This is a genomic window from Halalkalibacter oceani (assembly GCF_040544555.1).
In the GTDB taxonomy this organism is placed as follows: Bacteria; Bacillota; Bacilli; order Bacillales; family Bacillaceae_D; genus Halalkalibacter; species Halalkalibacter oceani.
On sequence record NZ_JBEPKD010000019.1, the window covers coordinates 49,916 to 69,711 of the forward strand.

The 19,796-nt window shown below is 47.0% G+C and carries 10 protein-coding genes; 8 read left to right on the forward strand and 2 right to left on the reverse strand.

Translation table 11 applies throughout. From position 1 onward, the window contains the following. Positions 1-48 precede the first annotated feature (48 nt). The 7 genes from ABMB67_RS17345 to ABMB67_RS17375 all read left to right on the forward strand — a co-directional run bounded on the left by ABMB67_RS17345 (position 49) and on the right by ABMB67_RS17375 (position 12,619). On the forward strand, positions 49-1,626 hold the full coding sequence (locus tag ABMB67_RS17345; RefSeq protein WP_354572853.1) for a C40 family peptidase: 1,578 nt from the start codon (positions 49-51) through the stop codon (positions 1,624-1,626). Between the two features lie 591 nt (positions 1,627-2,217). Beyond that, positions 2,218-3,918: a dihydroxy-acid dehydratase gene (locus ABMB67_RS17350; protein ID WP_354572854.1), complete on the forward strand. Its 1,701-nt coding sequence runs from the start codon at positions 2,218-2,220 to the stop codon at positions 3,916-3,918. A 372-nt stretch (positions 3,919-4,290) separates the two neighbouring features. Next, positions 4,291-5,700 carry an N-acetylmuramoyl-L-alanine amidase gene (locus ABMB67_RS17355; protein ID WP_354572855.1) on the forward strand — a complete coding sequence of 470 codons (1,410 nt, stop codon included), beginning with the start codon at positions 4,291-4,293 and terminating at the stop codon, positions 5,698-5,700. A gap of 186 nt (positions 5,701-5,886) precedes the next feature. Next, positions 5,887-7,812: a 5'-nucleotidase C-terminal domain-containing protein gene (locus ABMB67_RS17360; RefSeq protein WP_354572856.1), complete on the forward strand. Its 1,926-nt coding sequence runs from the start codon at positions 5,887-5,889 to the stop codon at positions 7,810-7,812. 330 nt (positions 7,813-8,142) lie between these two features. Next, complete coding sequence (locus ABMB67_RS17365; protein WP_354572857.1) at positions 8,143-8,967, forward strand: STAS domain-containing protein; 825 nt, start codon at positions 8,143-8,145, stop codon at positions 8,965-8,967. 379 nt (positions 8,968-9,346) lie between these two features. Further along, complete coding sequence (locus tag ABMB67_RS17370; protein ID WP_251225170.1) at positions 9,347-10,486, forward strand: acyltransferase; 1,140 nt, start codon at positions 9,347-9,349, stop codon at positions 10,484-10,486. A gap of 138 nt (positions 10,487-10,624) precedes the next feature. Further along, positions 10,625-12,619 (forward strand): S8 family peptidase, encoded by a 1,995-nt coding sequence (locus tag ABMB67_RS17375; protein WP_354572858.1) that lies wholly within the window; start codon positions 10,625-10,627, stop codon positions 12,617-12,619. Between the two features lie 137 nt (positions 12,620-12,756). Here the strand turns inward: ABMB67_RS17375 and ABMB67_RS17380 are convergent, their stop codons facing one another. Both ABMB67_RS17380 and ABMB67_RS17385 read right to left on the reverse strand, forming a co-directional pair. Then, a complete protein-coding gene (locus ABMB67_RS17380; RefSeq protein WP_251225172.1) occupies positions 12,757-13,602 on the reverse strand; it encodes a DUF3800 domain-containing protein in 846 nt (281 codons plus the stop codon). Between the two features lie 803 nt (positions 13,603-14,405). After that, positions 14,406-15,443 (reverse strand): C40 family peptidase, encoded by a 1,038-nt coding sequence (locus ABMB67_RS17385; RefSeq protein WP_251225173.1) that lies wholly within the window; start codon positions 15,441-15,443, stop codon positions 14,406-14,408. 664 nt (positions 15,444-16,107) lie between these two features. On the opposite strand from ABMB67_RS17385, the gene ABMB67_RS17390 reads away from it, so the two are divergent. Beyond that, positions 16,108-19,323, forward strand: a complete 3,216-nt coding sequence (locus ABMB67_RS17390; RefSeq protein WP_354572859.1) for an S-layer homology domain-containing protein — start codon at positions 16,108-16,110, stop codon at positions 19,321-19,323. Positions 19,324-19,796 lie beyond the last annotated feature (473 nt).

Genomic DNA, 19,796 nt, shown 5'->3' on the forward strand with positions numbered 1-19,796 from the left:
GAAGTAAAATAAAAGAAAACAGAAAATGATGAAAGGTGGGAACGGTTGATGGCCGTCCATTTGACGATAGATCCAGAGGGAAAGCAGCAGTCTTCTTCCTCGCCGAAAATGAAACAGGTGATGCTTTCATCGACGTTCGCGACCGGCCTGTTCTTCACATCTCCCTTGATTACCGAGGCGGCACTTGGCGATCAGCCGCTGCAGGAGGGGATGACTCATCCGGATGTGAAGCAGCTGCAGGAAGCGCTGAAAGAAAAGGGGCACTTCACCTACCATATGGCAACCGGTTATTACGGCACCATCACAAAAGAGGCAGTCGCCTCCTTCCAGCGCAGTCACGGACTTGAGGTGACAGGACAAGCTACGAGAAGCACGATTGATGAGCTTCTTTCTTCGGCCGGCAAAGCCGCGTCCGGTTCCGCCAATTCCGGCGGAGTGGTGCAGCAGGTGCTGCGTCCGGGTACAACGAGTGAACAGGTGAAGACACTCCAGCAGCAACTGAAGGAAGCCGGTTATTTTGACAATGACATTACCGGCTATTACGGACGGGCGACTTCCGCTGCGGTACGTTCGTTCCAGCAGGAGAATCAGCTTGCCGTTGACGGAATTGCCGGGCCGCAGACGTTGAACGCGCTGCAAAATCGTAACGTGGCGACTATCGCGCCGGTTGAGCACAAGCTGTCCGCTTCCTCCGTCCAGACAAGCATGTTACGTATTGGTTCAAAAGGACAGGCCGTCAAGGACGTGCAGCAGCGTCTTGCTGATCTTGGTTTTTATAAAAGCACGGCAGACGGAATTTTTGGAAACAGCACCGCCAGTGCGGTCAAACATTTTCAACAACAGCAGGGAATTACGGTTGATGGTATTGTCGGTCCGCAAACGCTGCGCGCGCTTCAATCTCCGGTATCCTCTGTATCGGCCAGTGTCGTCAGCAAGGAACCACCTTCCGTGCAGCCAAAGCCGCCTGTCGAGCAGACACCACCACCCGCTCAGGAAAAAGAAAAACCGGTTGAACAGCCGAAAGCGCCAGACTCGGCATTATTGAAGTTCGGCTCCGAGGGCCAGGCGGTGAGCGATCTTCAGACGCAACTGAAGCGAATCGGTTTGTTTAACCAGTCGGTCACCGGCTATTATGGCACGGTAACGGAGCAGTCGGTCAAAGCATTCCAGCGCCAACAAGGATTGACCGTCGACGGAATCGCCGGTCCGAAGACGATTGAGAAGCTGAATGCAGCAGCGGGCAAGTCCACGGAAACCCCGCAGGAATTTAACGCCTTGAACCTCGTCGCCGATGCCTCCGAACTGCTTGGCACCCCGTACGTCTGGGGCGGAACAACGGTGGCGGGATTCGACTGCAGCGGTTTCATTTCCTACGTCTTTGCGAAAAACGGCATTCAATTGCCGCGCACCGTCGCCGGAATGTGGGAAGTAGGGACAGAAGTGAAGGAGCCGCGCGTCGGCGATATCGTCTTTTTTGAAACCTATACAAAAGGACCATCCCATGCCGGCATCTACATTGGAAATGGACAATTCACCCACAGCGGCACCTCAACCGGCGTTGCAATCGGCAGCCTCGAAGCCGCCTACTGGAAAGACCGCTACCTCGGAACAAAACGGATGTTTTAGTAGATGTCACAGACATCTACTAAGCAGTGAGCGGAGCCGCCACGATCTTTTAAAGTCCGATGTGAGTGGGTTTCTCACAACGGACTTGTGGCGAGTGGAGCCACTGCAAACAGGGTAAAGCGAGTTTTGTCTCAAGCTCTAAGCTGTAAGTGAAGCCTGCGCAAGGGTTTTTAAAGCAGTCAGGCAGGTGATTTTCCTGCCTGACGCTGCGCGCAGAACGGAGCCACTGCAAAACTGCGAAGCGGCGCTACATTTTTAGAACATGGAGAGGAGGAGGCCACTGAAAAACCTCTTTTTCCGTAACTCGAAGAAGTGTAATGGCTCCGCGCGTTGCGCGCCTTGCTACGGGAAACCCACTCGTAGCAAGGCTTTCAAAATCAGGCAACGGCTACGCTCATTACGAAAAAGCTGCTGGAAAAGTGGAAATCGTACTTTTTCAGCAGCTTCGAGAGGAGCGGGGGTCTCTTCTTCTCTTTGCATAATGCCCGCTCATGTAAGCCGAAGAGGATGTTTTTTTCCCTTTTAAACGTAAAGCACATGTTTGGCCTTTTATTTTGAAAGCGCATTCAATGATAAGGAAGGCGGGAGAAGATGGAAAAGAAGAAACAAACGTCTTATGGGGATGCCGGCTTCAGCCGGTTTATCAAAATGGCGTTTCAGCGACATCTTGGACATGAGGAAGAGGATTTCGATAAGCCGGTCATCGGGATTTGCAATACGTTCAGCGAGGTCAATCGCTGCCACAGTCACATTAAACCGATGATTGAGGTGATGAAGCAGGGTGTGTTAATGGCCGGCGGCATTCCGCTTGAATTTCCGACCACTTCCATTGGAGAGATGTTTACAAGCCCGACAACGATGCTTTACCGCAACCTGGTCGCGATGGATACAGAAGAAATGATCGCGGCCCAGCCGATTGACGGAGTGATCCTGATCGGCGGCTGCGACAAAATGCTGCCGGCGCAGCTGATGGGAGCGGCGAGTGCCAATAAACCGGCGATTGCCTTTACGGGCGGGCCGATGGCCAATGGGGAATATAAAGGGAAGTCGCTTGGAGCCTGTTCGGATTGCCGCCACTTCTGGCAGGAGTACAAAGCCGGGACGGTCTCAGAAGAAGAAATACAGGAGATTAACAGCAGGCTGGCACCGACGGCGGGACATTGTATGGTGATGGGCTCGGCCTCGACAATCGCCGCCTGTGCCGAAGTGCTTGGGATGATGGTGCCTGGTGCAGCCGCTGCACCGGCGACCGAAAATGAGCGGCTGCGGCTGGCAAGAGAAACCGGCAAAACAATTGTCACTGCCGTCAAGCGCGGACTGCGGCCATCCGATATTATGACCGAAAAAGCGTTCAGCAATGCGATTCGTACGCTGCTTGCCGTCGGCGGCTCGACCAATGCCGTCATTCATTTACTTGCGATTGCCAAACGGCTTGGAATCGGCTTGACGCTTGATCGCTTTGAGACACTAAGCAGGGAGACGCCGTTTTTGGCGAATTTACGGCCGGCAGGTGACTATCAGATGGAGGATTTTTATCGTGCCGGCGGCGTCCCTGCGCTGCTGAAGGAGCTGCAGCCACTTCTTTATGATGAAGAGATGACGATTACCGGGCAGACGTGGAAGCAGATTTTAGAAAGAATAAAAGTAGATGAGGTCTACCGCCCGATTATAAAATCGCTCGACGAGCCGTTGCATAAAGAAGGCGGTATCGCCGTTCTGAAAGGGAATCTTGCACCAAACGGGGCGATTATCAAGCCGAAGGCGGTAAGAGACAGTCGTCTGCTGTCCCACCGAGGCAAGGCGGTCGTCTTTTCGTCCATTGAAGAGATGGAAAAGCGGGTGAACGACCCGGAGCTTGAAGTTGATGAAAATAGCGTGCTGATCCTGCAAAATGCCGGGCCGGTCGGAGCACCGGGGATGCCGGAGGCGGGCATGATTCCGATTCCGGAAAAGCTGCTTAAACAGGGTGTCCGTGATATGGTGCGGATTTCGGACTGCCGAATGAGTGGAACGGCATTTGGCACGGTCGTGCTCCATGCCGCCCCTGAGGCCGCGGTTGGCGGGCCGATCGGACTGGTGCGTAATGGCGACTGGATAGAGCTTAATGTCGAAAAAAGGCAGCTGATTCTCGACGTGGCGGAAGAAGAGCTTGAAGCCAGACGGAAGCAATGGCGGCCGCCCGTCTATGACGACTACCGCAGAGGTTATACGAAGCTGTACCGCGAGCATGTTCTCCAGGCAGATGAAGGCTGTGATTTTGACTTTTTGCTGCCGCCAAACGAAAAAGCATAAAGGAAAGAAGCGGGCTAAAGGATGTTTCCATTTGGCCTGCTGTTTCATTTGTGCAACAGGGGAGGCGGTACTCTCTTATTCTACTAGACGTTTCGGACTACAAAGCATAGAAAGAGCGAGCTGTTTCCCTTTGTTTCGCCATTTTTGACATAAAGATGAAATTTCTCTTTTTTTTTATGTAAAATAAGCCAAAATCACCATCATTTCGACGGCAATCTGTGTTACTATTTCCATTAGACGGATATGAGTCATTAAAGTTAATTTCACTAGAATGAAGCTATGTGTATCATTACTCTATGAACGCTATACATATTAAACGCAGAACCACACTTTAATAGACTCATAATGATGAAAATAGAATGGAGTGATGCAATGCGCAAGCTAACGTTTCTTACAATTTTATTGACCTTGGTCTTAACGCCGTTCATTCAAGGTGAAGGGCAAGTCGTACAGGCACAAGGTCCGTTTCCTGATATGCCTTCTTACGGCGGTAGTGAAATCACCCGTTTGTATCAGGATAACATCCTTCAAGGAAACCCGGATGGAACGTTGCGGCCAAACGATCAAGTAACGCGGGCGGAAGCAGTGACGCTGCTCGGACGGGCGTTGAAGCTCGATGGAACACAGAGAGCGACGAAATTCTCTGATGTTTCGGCTAATCACTATGCTTCAGGCTATATCGCCACAGGAACAGAGCGCGGTTTGATCGCCGGTACAACGCCAACGACGTTTTCACCGAACTCTCCGGTGACGAGAGCGCAGATGGCAGTATTTTTATCACGCGCGTTTGATTTAAAGAGCACGCGTGTCGATGTTGTCTACCGTGATGTCAACGCGAATACGTTCGGCGCCACGCAAATCAACGCGATTACGACAGCACGCATTTCAGCGGGCTATCCAAATGGCACATTCGGTCCAAATAATGGGACAACCCGTCTCGAATTCGCGCTTTTCCTCGCAAGAGCGCTTTATCCGGAATACAAGCTGCCAGAATACCAGCCGGATCAGGATTTGCTTGATTCTGTCGCGACGCGGGCCGTCGTCTACAATGCTCCAGAAGGCTTGAACGTCCGCTCGACACCTGATACGAGCCGGGCACCGATCGGCAGGCTGAGCAATGGCGATGTCGTGCAGTATTATGCGACAACAGGCAACTGGGCCGTCTTTACGTACCAAGGGCAGACAGCCTATGTTTCACTCTCCTACCTGCGTGCTCCATCAAGCGGTGGATCCGGTTCCCTTAAAGGGAAAGTGATTGTCGTCGACCCGGGTCACGGGGCACACGACCCAGGGGCCACCGCAAATGGAGTCAGGGAAAAGGATGTCGTCCTCAATGTCGGCTTGAAGCTCAAGCGCCGTTTGGAAGCGGCCGGGGCGACCGTCGTCATGACGCGCTCATCCGATGTCTTCCTCGAACTGAGTCAACGGGTGGCGATTGCCAACAACCGCAATGCCGACGCCTTTATCAGCGTGCATGCCAATGCAGCCGGAAGCAGCGCGGCCAGCGGCACGGAAACGTTTTGGCACAGCAATTATGCAGCAGCTTCGAGCAAAAAGCTCGCCGATTCGATTCAAAGTGAATTAATCAAGAAGCTGAAGACGAACAACCGCGGCGTCAAGGAAGGCAACTTCCATGTCATTCGCAACTCACGAATGCCGAGCGTCCTCGTCGAAGTCGGCTTCCTGACGAACGCAGAAGAAGCGCGTAAGCTGGCATCTGATTCCTTCCAGGAGGATGCAGCCGAAGCAATTTATCAGGGCGTGCTTCATTTCTTTAAGTAACTAACGCGCTTCCTCCCAGAAAGTCCAGTTTTCTTCCATCGTGGAAGAGAGGCTGGGCTTTTTGTTTTCCTATTCCCCGAAAGAGAGAAAACAAAGCGGGAAAAAACGACTTTTCGAACATTCCCTTTATGAAAAATTGTGGTATACTTTTAGAGGATTTTTTAAAATATAAAGGAGGGTGTTTCATTGAAAAAAGGACTTGCTAGTATTCTCGCATTACTGCTTTCTCTCACCATTGCCCAGTCGGCGTTCGCGAACGGGGCAGAAGAAGCGAGTCGTGGTGAATTCGTCAAGGCTTTGCTTGAAACGCTTGAAGTCGATGTAGCCCATTATGCCGAACTTGATGACAACGAGTTCGAAGATGTTCCTGCGGAGCTTGCGCCATACGTGAAGGCTGCCGGGACGCTTGGCATTACGAAGGGCATCAGCAACACCACCTTTGGTACGAACGAAAAAATCACTCGTGAGCAGGCGTACGTCTTTTTGATCCGCGCCTTGAATCTCGCCGATGACTATGATGTCGTTGTGTTGAATAACTACTATGATGCCGACAACGTGAGCGACTGGGCAAAAGGGGAGCTGGCTGCGGCGATTGAGCTTGGGCTGCTGCAAGGCTATCTTGATCACACCCTTCGGCCGGGAAGAAACCTGTTGACTAAGCATATGGACTTATTATTAGCGCGCTATGATGAAAACTTTGACCGGGTTTCCATCGTCCATACGAATGACCTTCACGGTCGCGTTCTTTATAATGAAGAAAATGGCGAAATGGGACTCGCTAAAATCGCAACAAAAATTGAACAGGTGCGCAGCTCGAATCCCGATACATTTGTATTTGATATGGGGGATACGTTCCACGGAACGAATTACGTTAACCTGAACGAGGGACAGGCTGCCGTTGAGGCGATGCAGCTTATCGGCTTTGATGCGCTCGTACCGGGAAATCATGATTTCAACTTTGGCCGTGAACGTTTGCTTGAAATTGCGGCTGAGACCGATTTTCCGATCATCAGCGCGAACGTCGTTGAAACCGAAACAGGGGAAACAATTTTGCCAGCGTATGACATTGTCACGCTTGGGGACAAGACGTTTGCCTTGATCGGCGTTACGGCCCAGGATACCGTTGTGAAGACGCATCCTGCTAATATTGAAGGACTGACGTTTAAAGCGGAAGCTGAAACGATTGAGACGTATGTCAAGGAGCTTCAGGATGAAGTTGATCATATTCTCGTTCTTTCCCATGCCGGCTATGACATTGACCAGCAAATTGCCGCGCAGGTAGATGGAATTGACTTGATTCTTGGTGGCCATACGCATACAACACTGGAAAAGCCGGAGCTTCACGGACAGACCTATATTACACAGGCGTATGAGCACGGGAAGGCGTTTGGTGTGACCCATATGCTTTATTTTGAGGATGAATTGATCGGGGTTCAAGGTCATCTTGTCCGCGATTCAGCTGCGCTTGAGCCGGATCAGCAGGTGACGGATCTTTTGAATGAATACGTGGAGGAAGTCGAGGAAGCTTTCTCGGAAGTCATTGGCACAATCGCCGTTGATTTGGACGGAGCGCGTGAGGATGTCCGGACGAAAGAGACGAACCTCGGCAACCTGATCACTGATGCGATGCGCGATGTGGTCGATGCTGAAATCGCCGTGACAAATGGCGGTGGCATTCGTGACAACATTGCAGCTGGGGAAGTGACGTTTGGCGATGTCAATACCGCCTTCCCGTTCCCGAACTTTGTTATCGCGCTAGAGCTGACAGGGGAACAGCTGCTAAATAGCATTGAACACTCGGTTTCTTTGTATCCGGAAGAAAATGGCGGCTTCCTGCAAACCTCGGGCTTGACGTACAGCTTTGACCCGGCGCGTCCGGCAGGCTCCCGCATTACAGAAGCGCTTGTCAATGGCGAGCCGCTGCAGGCCGATGCTGTCTATACAGTGGCAACAAATGATTTCACCGCTGCCGGTGGAGATGGCTATGAATGGTTTATGGAAGCCAACCTTGTTGCCGACACCGGAGAGTATCTCAGTACAGTGCTGATTGACTATATCCGTGCCGGCAAGCCAATCCCTGAAGTAGAAAACCGCATCCGGGTAGTTGAGTAAAACGAACAGCTAAGAAAAAGACACCGGAGATTAAGGATGCCACTGAAACTTTCAAAATCAGGCAACGGCTACGCTCATTACGAAAAAGCTGCTAAAAAATGAAAATCGTACTTCGGCAGCTTCAGAGTAAGAAGGTTGTTTTACCAGATGTAGCAGGGCACAGTGCATACGAAAAAATTTCTCCATTTTGGATACCCAAAGAGGTTAGAACTTCGACCTTTTTGGGTATCTGTATTTGAGGAGTGTCTTTTTTTCGGAAAGCCCGGAAAAAACATGGAGTATATTACCAGAATAAGTAAAGTGCTAAGGAAATGAGGGTGAACGCGGATTATGGAAAAGGCATTTATACAACAAGACAACGTGGCGGATTTTATCACAGCAAATCGGGACAAGTTTGAAGAAAAACTGCTTTCCGAAGCCGTCAATGTCGCCAAGAAGATCAATGATATCTTGATCAGAGGCAATATTGATCTGATGAAAAATGCCGAGAAATTAGTGCTGTATGTGATTGATCAGGACGAAGAGAAGCTGATTGAATTTGCAAATGTGGAAGGGATGGCGTGGGCCAAGCATTCCCTGACGCTTGAATTCAAATTGGAATGGGTTCAGGCGATTCGGCGCACGGTCTGGTATTTCCTTGAACAGTTTGACCGCCTGCACGAGCGTTCGGCCGATCACAGTACCTTTTATCAAATGGAACGGGTTATAAATGATACGATTGATCAATTTCTGAATCATTTCTTTATTAGCTATTCAAATTACAAGGACGAGCTGCTTAACTCGCAGCGTAAGCTTGTCGAGAACTTATCCGTACCGATTATTCCAGTTAGCGATTCAGTGGCGGTTCTTCCACTGATCGGCATGATTGATTCCTCGCGGATGCGCCTGATTGAAGAGAAAGTGCTTACAGAAATCAGCAAGCTGCGTATCACAACATTAATTATCGACCTTTCCGGCATTGCCAATATGCAGGGAGAAGTAATTGATCATCTGCAAAAGGTGCTGTATGGTGTCAAGATGATGGGGTCAAAAGCGATTATGACAGGTCTGCGGCCGGAGCTTGTTCGCAACATGATTCATTTAGGGATTTCCTTCGAGAAGTTCTCGGAAACAAAAGGCACACTACAGCAAACATTGAAGGATTATTTAAGCTAGGAGCGATTGCAAAAGCGACCGCTTCTCTTTTCGGGTCTCTCCAAGCCAATGCGAAAACAAGCAAGCCCCGATTTCCCGAAGGAAGCTCTCTTTTGGGGGCGGGGCTTTTGTGATAAACGAACAGAAAATAAGAATCGGATAGGAGTCGACCTTTTTGCCTGCGCAATAAGCTGATCGAAAAGCTCTTAAAATTCTCGAAACACGGAAGAGGAGGCTGGGACAAAGTTAGTTTTGTTTTGAGCACTCTCATGACTATAGCATTCCTCAAACGGATCTTTCGTCCTATTTTCCTTTGAAAGATTCGTTCTTTTATTTTCTATGCAGGATTGATAGACTTGAAGGTGGAAGTAAGTATTGTACGGGGAGAAGGAGATACATAATGTCTAGAATCATGAAGAAGCCGCCGTTGGAAGAGATTTTTGTCGTGCGAGCGATTGCGATTCTGGCGGTGCTGATGGTGCATTCAACCTCTGTGACGGTAGTGACGCTGGAGCCGGATTCGAGTTCCTTCGCGTTCTATAATGCGCTGAATACGCTGTCCCGTTTTGGGACGCCAACCTTTATTTTATTGAGCAGCCTCGTTCTCTTTTACAGCTATTATCACCGGCCGTTGACGGGAGAACTGGTAAAGCGGTTTTATACGAACCGTCTGTTGTATATTTTATTGCCCTATTTGATTTTTTCCGTGCTGTATAACGGCATACGCTCGGATTATTTTCAAAACTATGAAAGCTTCGCTGATTTCTGGTCGACGTTTTCTGAGCAGCTGATGCTCGGGAATGCGTATACGCATCTTTATTTTGTCTTTATCAGCATTCAATTTTATTTGATGTTTCCGCTGATGCTCATGCTGCTGAAAAAATGGCCGGCGGTGACGAAGCATTTGATATGGCTCGGATTTGTCATTCAGTGGGCGTATGTGATCTACAATAACCTCGTGTGGAAGTATCCGAATACGGGCAGTATTTCGCTTTCCTATATGTCCTACTATTTAACAGGAGCCTTTATCGGGATTTACTATATGGAGATTAAAGCATGGCTCAAGTCAAGGCACTTCTGGGGCGCGCTGCTAACTGCGGCTTGGGTCGCGGCTGTCGGCATTCATATCTATATGTGGCATGCGACGCGTGTCTGGGGAGAAAGCTTTGATTCACGGCTTTATACATTGGCGTGGAATATGCATACGATCTTTACGGCGGCGCTATTGTTATACGTCTCTGTCTTCATCGTTAGACGGTCGCCGCAATGGCTATTGAAGCCGGTGATGCTGATCGGCTATTTATCCTTTGGCATCTACTTGATCCATCCGCTTTATTTATTCTACTTCCGCCAGTATGTCGATCCGGGCGGCAATATGCTGTTCTATCATCTCTTTATTGCCGGAAGCTTCCTCGGAGCGCTCATCATCTCAGGAGTTATCGTTTACCTGGTCCTTTATAAAGTTAAATGGGGCTGGATGATCTTTGGGGCAAGACCGAGAACAAATCAGCGTCAAATTCAAAAAAGCAGCACCCCTTAAGTGGACAAGTCTGAACATAATAAAGCCGGAGAAAAAGCTGCTGAGAACCGTCCTTTTTCAGCAGCTCGGAGAAGAGAATGGCCAATTTTGGTGTTCCCCATTATAGAAATTTAGAGAGAAACGGGAGTGAGAAGCCGGATGACAAAGCGGATATGGTTACGCGCGGCTCTCGTTCTGCTGCTTACTGTGCTCGTCGCATTTCCAGCAGCAGCAGAGGAGAGTCACCGCTATATCGTAGGATTTACAGAACAAATTGATCATGAGTTAATTGCCGATGTGGCGCTGGAGGTTCACCAGTACCTTGAGGACATCGAAGCTGTCGCCCTTGAGTTGACGCCCGCCGCGGCGGAAAAGCTGCGGCATGCAGGACAGGTGGCCTATGTCGAGGAGGATGAGTCATTCACCGTCAGCAGCCAGGTCGTTGATTGGGGTGTGGAAGTGATCGGTGCGCCGGTCGTTTGGGAAAATGGATTAACAGGCAAGGGTGTGAAAATCGCGATTCTGGATTCCGGGGTTCATGCCGATCATCCTGATCTACGGATTACAGAGGGGAAATCCTTTGTCAGCTATACCGACTCTTTTGCCGATGACAATGGGCACGGTACGCATGTAGCCGGGATCATTGGCGCCCGGAATAATAACAGGGGAATCGTCGGCGTTGCCCATGAAGCGTCGCTCTACGTCGCCAAAGTGCTTGATGAAAATGGCGACGGCTATACGTCAGATGTCGTCAAAGCGATTCAATGGGCTTTGGAAAAAGAGGCAGATATTATCAATGTCAGCATGGGAGGGCGAAGCTCATCGACCGCTTTAAAGAACGCGCTTGACCAGGCTTACGAGGCAGGTGCCTTAATCATCGCCGCCGCCGGAAACAAGGGCAACGCGGACGGCACGGGAAATACGGTCGACTACCCGGCAGCCTATGAAAGTGTCATCGCTGTCGCAGCTGTCGATAACCGCGACAATCGCGCCTCCTTCTCCGCGACAGGAGACGAGGTCGAGGTGAGCGCTCCCGGCGTCAGAGTACGCAGCACGTACACGGACGGCGGCTATGTCGAGGTGAACGGCACTTCAATGGCGGCACCGCATGTCGCCGGACATCTCGCTCTCTTAAAGCAGGCTTACCCTGAAGCGAGCAATGACAAGCTTAGAGAAATGCTCCACAAACAAACCGTTGATCTCGGTGAGCCGGGCCGTGACCGTTTGTATGGCTATGGCAGAATCGAGCTGCCGCCGACATTACGCGCCAAAGCCGGACGGCCACTGCCGCCTGAAGACTTGCAAGTGATCCCGCTCGATGGGGAAGAGGGGGAGCGCACTCAACTGGAAATCACATGGCGCGGCGCAAGCAACGGAGTAGAAGCAGCGAATTTTCATATTTACCGTGACGGCGAGCTGCTTGATAAAGTTCCCGCAGCTACGAACCGCTACGTCGATGAAGTGGAAGAAGGAAGCTACACTTACGCCGTCACCGCCGTCAGCAAGGATCGCAAAGAATCAGAAAAGTCGAAGGACGTCACGATTTCCGTCCGCAACCAGCCTGAGGGAACCGACTCTCCTTCCTTTACGGACGTGCAGGGAGACGAATGGTACGCCGAGGCGATTTACGAATTAATTGATCTGGACATTATTCAAGGCTACCCGGATGAAACATTCCGCCCGTCACAAACGATCACACGCGGCGAAGCTGCCGTCATGATGACGCGCGCCCTGCAGCTCGAACCGAGCCCGTATGTCGAAGAGTTTCTCGATGTCCGCCGCCAAAGCTACGCGGCTGATTACATACAGGCCATGGTTGATCAGGAAATCTTTCAGGGCTACAGCGACGGCTCGTTCCGCCCGCACACCGCCATTCCGCGTGGTGAAGTCGCCGTCATCCTGAACCGTTCCTTTGAGTTCACTCCGGATTCCCGGGTGATTTTCCCTGACGTCCCGCCGCGTTACTTCGCCGCTGAAGACATCGCCGTTGTTGCCGGCGCCGACGTCGCATTTGGACGTCCGGACGGCAGCTTCCAGCCACGGACAGCCGTCACCCGCGCCGAATTCGCCGTCTTCCTCTCAAGAGCGCTCCACTACGGAGACGACGAAGCAGGAGAAGAAACGGAAGAAGCGGAGGAAGAAGACGCCGCATAAAGAAGAAGGAGCTTGAGACAAAACTTGCTTAGAGGCTGGGAAAAAGGTAAAAACAACCTTTTGTTCCAGCCTCTCTTTTTAACGGTGAAGGGAACTATACGTGCTATTAGTGAGCGAAGTTGACGGGGGAATTACTATTACTTTTCATGAAATTCTCTAAAATGCGACGCCATAAATATGCGTAAATAATCTTCAAAGTCAACTTCAGCCAGTTCTTTATTGCTATTCCATTCATAATATTTGATAGTAGAAAGAAAGTGTGTGAACTTTTCAATTTTTAGTAATTGAATGACCAGGTCATTCTTTGCTTTCTTTTTCTTCAATTTCGCCCGCTTGAGTTCTTCTTCGGAGATATCGCTTGGAATAATGACATTTTGAATAATGGATCTTATTACTCCTAAAATTAAATCAACTAGCTCAATACCAATCATTTTATTTTTAGGATGCATTTCACAAGTCGAAACACTAAACTGTTCTCCACGATAAAGAGATTGAGTGTTTAATTGTTCTAAAATACGAGTATCCAATTCTAATTGTTTATATACGGATGCTTCTTCTATGTAGACATTTGCTTTTACATAAACATCTTGTCCGTAATTTCGTAATAAACCATAGAAAATGCGTTCAGGTATTTTGGTATAAATCATTAACTTTGAATAGTCCTTATCTTCTAAGCGTTTTTTGTGTATATTAAGAGAATGGTGATTGTAATTAATGACATTCATTTTTACATATGGAACGAATCTTGAAAATAAAGTCATGGTATCAATGATATTTTGTTTGTTAGGACCGTGGCCGCTATAATCTGTCCAATGTAACTTTAATGTACCAAGTTGTAAGCGTTTTGAAAGTTCAGTAAATTCAGTGGCTGAATAAACGGCTTGAGGTATGAGGAGTCCACCCATTGTAGTTGGTTTATCATCATGACGACCACTTTCATCGAAAAAAATATTCATTATTTCTGAATGTAGTTTAAGCTTCATTAAATCACCTCTCCAGTTGACGTAGTGGAAACGATATAGTACAATACGAGAACATAAAGCAACCCGTACTAAGGTTCGATTAGCTTTATGAAGGATGGATGATTACCCGTACCGAGGTACGATTAAAATCCATCTGTTATGTAAGCCAAATAATACTTATCTTGCAGCTACACTTCAAAAGTGTAGCTGCTTTTTAGCTTATATTATAAGTCCTTCTTACCTCGATATAAAGAGTGGGTTGGCAAGCTTTTGCTATTTTATAGAAAAAGAATGAAAATATTGAAGAACGTGCTTCCGCTATTGCTCGATTTTCATGCTTTTTCACGTAACAATAGGAACCTCGTTCCGCTATCAGGCGAAAACATGCGGTGATTCACCGCTCCCATAGGCAATAGCGGAATGGCGTTCCGCCTATTAAAGCGAAAAGGCTAAATAATGAAGAATAAAGGAATGACGTTCCCCTTCCCCGCAATAAAAAAACAACGCTTTTTATATAGGAAGAAAAACGAAACGAAGTCGCCTTCACCGCCACAAAAAATGCCCCATACACGACCACTCCACCCCACTATGGTAAAAAAACAAACATTTTTTTATTTTTTCTCACATAAGCTGAAACCTGAATGGGCGTATTTTCGTCTTATAGGTAAGGACATCCATCACAGCGAGTGATTGGATGGCTATCCAATTGAATCATAACATGTCTGGAGGTGAAAGAGAGCTGCGCCTGAGGGAGCCAAAAAAAAACGTCCTTTGAGACCTGGTCTGAAAGAAGACAACAAAAAAAGCGGCAGAGCCGCTTTTCATTAGTTCAATGCAGTATGAAGAATTTTTGCAAATTCAGCGCGTGTCACGTGATTGGTTGGACGGTATGTCCCATCTTCAAAGCCTTGGACGATGCCGCTCGCCTGTAAAGCATGAATCTCGGCGAAAGCCCAGCTTTGATCGTCAACGTCGTTAAATGAGGCAGATACCGTTTCTTCTACTGGTAGGTTGAAAGCTTTTGTAAAGAGAACGGCGATTTCTTCGCGTGTTACTGGTTCGTTCGGATTGAACGTATCTCCTTCTATGTATGAGAAGTAGCCAGCTCTGTCCGTGGCGGCAATCGCCCGGGCTGCCCAGTGGTTTTCCGGCACGTCACGGAAACCGTTTAACCCGCTGTCTGTTTCTAAACCAGTTGCGCGTGTAATCAACGCGGCAATTTGTGCCCGTGTCAGCTTGTCGTTCGGTCCAAACTGGTTATCACCCAGTCCGGCAATCATGCTTGAAACGGATAATTCTTTAATCTCACCGAACGCCCAGTGTGTAGGAAGGACATCATGGTACTCGCCCTCGCCAAGCACGCGTGCCGGCTCGGCTTTTTTCTCGGCTGTTGCTTGAACTTCAGCCTTCTCTTCCGGAAGGATCCGCTTCGCTCCTAAGTAACGAGGTCCCCAGTAATAAGGATCGTTAATGGAGGAAATCATCACACCCTTAGAGGAAGAAGCGTGAATAAATTGGTTGTTTCCGACATATATTCCTGCGTGGGAAGCGCCAGAGCTTACGGTTCTAAAGAAGACGAGGTCCCCTTTTTGCAGGTTTGCCTTGGAAACAGCTGTGCCTTGATTGTACATTTGAGCGGCTGTTCGGGGAACAGAGATGCCAAATTCCTTCAAGACGTAATTAATGAAGCCAGAGCAATCAAAGCCACTCGGAGTTGTGCCGCCGTACTTATAAGGGACACCGATCTGTTTCTTTGCGGAGGTGACGATATCGTCCCTCACACTTGCTTCCGCCATTTGCACCTGCACCACCGCTGTAAATAGCAAAGCAAAAACGACTACCGGGATCAACTTTCGTAACATACATACACTCCTCTTACTATGTAAAAATTTGAGGTAGGCAATGAAGCTCATGCCACACTGCATCTTAGCAAAAAAATGAACATTTTTTACTAAATCTATGAAAATTATGTTTAATTCGACATAATCTTGGGTAAGTACGAGATTTAGTCTACCACATAATAAGAGAAAGTAATGTTACAAGTTGATAACAAACTCGTAATATAGTCTGTAATAATTCCATAGAATCGCTCCGACTTTATTCACAGTTATATAGAAGAAAGCCGGAATGAAGCGGATAAATCTATGGAAATATGTACTAATATCGAATTGGAAGAAAACTATTGAAATTTATGTAACATCATGTAGAATAAAAAATAACTACCTTTCCTAAATATGAAAACACTTGAGAAATGTTGACTTTCTTTCCTACAACTTTTACATAGTGGTTGACATTACTAGGATTGGTAATTATACTATTCTTGCAAGCATTCTACCCGCGTTTTACTAATGTTGGAGAGCTAAGCTATCCGAGTTTCTTTTGCAAGTGACTCAGTCAGCGTTGCGCTTTACTATCAACGTACTTACAACATGGTTCGACATTACAACATCTGATAGTAGCAACTCTTTGACATTTAGTAGAAATACGTACATTTAATGTACATAATTCAAAGGAGGATTTACCCACATGGCTTACCAACCTAAGTCTTACCGCAAGTTTTTAGCAACATCTGTAACAGCTGCAATGGTAGCTACAGTTGCTGCGCCTGTAATTCCGTCAGTTTCCGCTGACACACCAACGTCATTCCCTGACGTAGCTACAAACCACTGGGCTTCAGATTCAATCGCCTATTTAGTAGAAAAGGGAGCAATTGAAGGTCGCCCTGACGGCACTTTCGATCCGAATGCAAGCATCACTCGTGCTGAAGCAGCAAAGATCCTTGCGATCACGCTTGGCCTTGATGTTGATTCTTCAGCAAGCACTAACTTCTCTGATGCTGCTAACCACTGGGGTTCTGCTTACATCGCTGCAATCCAAGAACAAGCTCCTGGCGTAATCGACGGTTACACTGATGGAACATTCCGTCCTAACCGCACAATCACTCGTCAAGAAATGGCGAAAATGATTGTAACTGCTTACGATCTTGAAGCAGATCCAGATGTGAACATTGACTTCACAGACAACAACAGCTGGGGTGCTGAGTATGTAGATGTGCTTGCTAGCCTTGGAATCGTTGAAGGTGTTCGCGCTGGACAATTCCAACCACAAGGCAATGTAACTCGTGCACAAACTCCAGTATTCGTACACCGTACAGAAGTGCCAGAAGTTCGTGTTAACCCAGGTGAACAACCACCACTAGATTTTGAAATTACTGAAGTAAGTGCGTTAGACCGTAATGGTGAATACATTGAAGTACAATTCAACAAGCCTGTTTCCCAACTTGACCGCTCTGATGTCCGTGTTCAAGACAAACAAAGCAGACAATTACGTGGTATTGAAGAATTGACTCTTTCACGCGATGGAAGAACTGCTCAAATCAAGTTCTATGAAAATGCTTATGTAGAAGAACTTCGCACATACGAAGTAACAATTTCAGTTAACAATCAATCTTCAACATTTGAATTTGAACGCCCTGCGTTTGTTGAAGAAGCTATTGTAACTTCTGTAGATCATGAAGATCGTACAATTACTGTAAGAGGAACTCATTTAACATCTGCTTACAATGGATCATTGAATTATAATGAGCGAGTTGTAACACTTGATGTACCAGAAGACTTTGATCTTGAAGCAGCAAAGGGTGTAGAACATCGCATTTGGTACAATAGTGATGATGAGTTAATTCAAGCTGAAGCCGTAAATGAGAATGTTCTTTATGGGTCATTCACTGTCACGGAAGTTGACGATAATGGAGACCTTGTGGAAATTGAACTAGTGACTGAAGATGAAACTAAAAAATATGAAGTTTCTACACAAAAATATCGTTTCGATAACGACGAAGCGAAATTCCTAGACCTTATTGATGGAGAGTCAGCTTCTGGCGATTGGGTTGAAGATGCTGAGTATGATTATGCCAAAGTCGTTTTAGGAAGCAACAACAGAATTCAATTCATTGATGCGTTTGAGTGGGATGACTTTATCGTTGCAGACGAAATTGACGATACTGTTGTTACTAGCTATGACAACTATGATGAAGTTGATTTCGATGATTACGTTCTTGTTCGTGACGGAGAAACAATCTCTGTTGATGATATCGACCAAGGCGACATCATTTTCTATAATGAAGATGCTGAGTACGCAGAAGTGTACACTAATGAAATCACTGGTGAAGTAACGGCAATCTATGACGATTCATTTGAAGTTGATGATGTAGAGTACGATTACTACAACCTCGACAGAAACTATACTTCACTTTATCTGAATGAAGATGGAGAAATTGAAACTTTCAGTACAACTTCAGCTAATGATCGTCGTGAAGTGATTGAGCAAATTCAAGATGCGGGCGACATTACTATCTATGTTGATCGTCATGGTGAACTAGTATTTGTTACTGGCGAATACGGTGAAGTTCAATCAAATACGTATGGTTCAGTGCTTCTTGCCGACATGATTGGTTACGAACAAGCTACAAGAGATCGTATTGAGCTTGAAGTGAAGAAACAAGACGGAGAGGTTGCCCTTTACGACTTCCGTTTAGATTCACTAGATGAAATCACTTATGACGGTGAAACTTACGAAATTGATCAAGATGCAGATGCTGCTGATGATGAAGTCTATGTAGAACTTCGTGAAAATCCAGATCCAACTGTAGATGGATACGATGCTATTCTAATTCGCGAAGAAGAAGGTGGAACAGTTATTGAAACAATTCCACTTGCAGAAGAAGGAGACTTACTCGAAGTAGTTCTTAACGATAGCGATGTAGTTAAGGAATTAATCTTCCCTGAGTCTACTGGCTTTACCAATGGTGGTAATAGTGATAACAACCTTGAATTATCAGATCGCTTTGTTGAAGGTAAACGTCTACGCAGTAACACAGTCGTTTTCGATGTAACTGATGGCTTTGATGAAGACGATATTACAGTTTCAACTTGGGGAGAGCTTGAAGGATTTGAAATCGAAGAAGCAACTGTCTACTTCGATGAAGATGACAATGTAACTTACCTTGTTGTTACTGAGGATACTGCTTCTGATGTAGAAGAAGAAGATGCAGTTGTAACAAATGTTCAATACCGCAGTGGAGATATCGTTCGTATTTCTGTATTCATTAACGGTGAATTCGAAACATTCGAAGTTGATGAAGTAGGTAAAACGTTCAATAAAGGCGATATTGTAACTCTTGAAATCAATGAGTCAACTGGCGTGGTAGAAGATATTCACGCTGCTGCAAATGTTGAAGCCGGATTGGTTGCTACTTCAATCCGTGGTAATGAAGTAACAATTGCTGGCGGACGTACTCTCGTTCTTGACAATGATGGTTACGTAGTGGACGCAGAAGACACAGATGACATTGAAACTGGACGCGTTCGTGATCTTGATGGCAAAACGTTCACTGCTGTTTACTCAAGTGATAACACTAATCGTTATGTGAAGTACTTTGTAATCACAGATGGTGATGCTGCGCCATATGTTGCTGATTTCTCTGTTACGGCAGCTGACTATGCAGAAGGTGATGACTTAGTTCTTACATTTAGTGACGTAGAGGACCAAAATGGTGATGATTTTACAGGTGTTGCTACAGTAACTGTCAATGTTGATGGTGAAACTTTTACAGTTGCAAACCATGATTTCGATGCGTCACTATCTGTCACTATTGACGATCCAGAGTTGGATGCTGATAATTACAATGGTACCGTGACTGTCGGTGATAACACTGAAAATATCACTTTTACTGTTACCCCTTAATAAAACTAAACGAAACGTTCCTTGATAAGTCTTTCCAGACGAAACAAGGGAGGTAGTACCTCGTAAATGAGGTATGAGGTACTACCTTAACTATTCTGTTGATTAGAAAAGTGAAAGTCTTTTCCACGACAGCAGCAAATAAGTCGTGAGCCTAATCCTCCTGCATCCAGAGAAGCTCTTCCAAGCTGAAGGGGTGAAGTCAGGTGAAGTCGTAACGCGGGACGAAAGCGCGTGCGGGGCTCCTAAAAAGATTGCTATGGTTAGGACAACGAACCCATTTAGATGTAATAGACTGATAGTGAAAGGTATAGAGATGCTATGCTAGGGGTTTGCCTTTCATCCATGTATTTGCAATGATACAGAGGGATTTGGAACAAACGCTGTGAAACCAAATCTGCTTTCTATTAAAGAGTGGGAGCCTAAGGTAATCAAAATTAAGGGATAGACAGAATGGAACGTTTGAAATCTTGCAT

Excerpts from the sequence above, each read along its gene's own strand:
- ABMB67_RS17345 (WP_354572853.1), top strand. The coding sequence starts at position 49 with ATGGCCGTCCATTTGACGATAGATCCAGAGGGAAAGCAGCAGTCTTCT.
- ABMB67_RS17350 (WP_354572854.1), top strand. The coding sequence starts at position 2,218 with ATGGAAAAGAAGAAACAAACGTCTTATGGGGATGCCGGCTTCAGCCGG.
- ABMB67_RS17355 (WP_354572855.1), top strand. The coding sequence starts at position 4,291 with ATGCGCAAGCTAACGTTTCTTACAATTTTATTGACCTTGGTCTTAACG.
- ABMB67_RS17365 (WP_354572857.1), top strand. The coding sequence starts at position 8,143 with ATGGAAAAGGCATTTATACAACAAGACAACGTGGCGGATTTTATCACA.
- ABMB67_RS17370 (WP_251225170.1), top strand. The coding sequence starts at position 9,347 with ATGTCTAGAATCATGAAGAAGCCGCCGTTGGAAGAGATTTTTGTCGTG.
- ABMB67_RS17375 (WP_354572858.1), top strand. The coding sequence starts at position 10,625 with ATGACAAAGCGGATATGGTTACGCGCGGCTCTCGTTCTGCTGCTTACT.
- ABMB67_RS17380 (WP_251225172.1), bottom strand. The coding sequence starts at position 13,602 with ATGAAGCTTAAACTACATTCAGAAATAATGAATATTTTTTTCGATGAA.
- ABMB67_RS17385 (WP_251225173.1), bottom strand. The coding sequence starts at position 15,443 with ATGTTACGAAAGTTGATCCCGGTAGTCGTTTTTGCTTTGCTATTTACA.
- ABMB67_RS17390 (WP_354572859.1), top strand. The coding sequence starts at position 16,108 with ATGGCTTACCAACCTAAGTCTTACCGCAAGTTTTTAGCAACATCTGTA.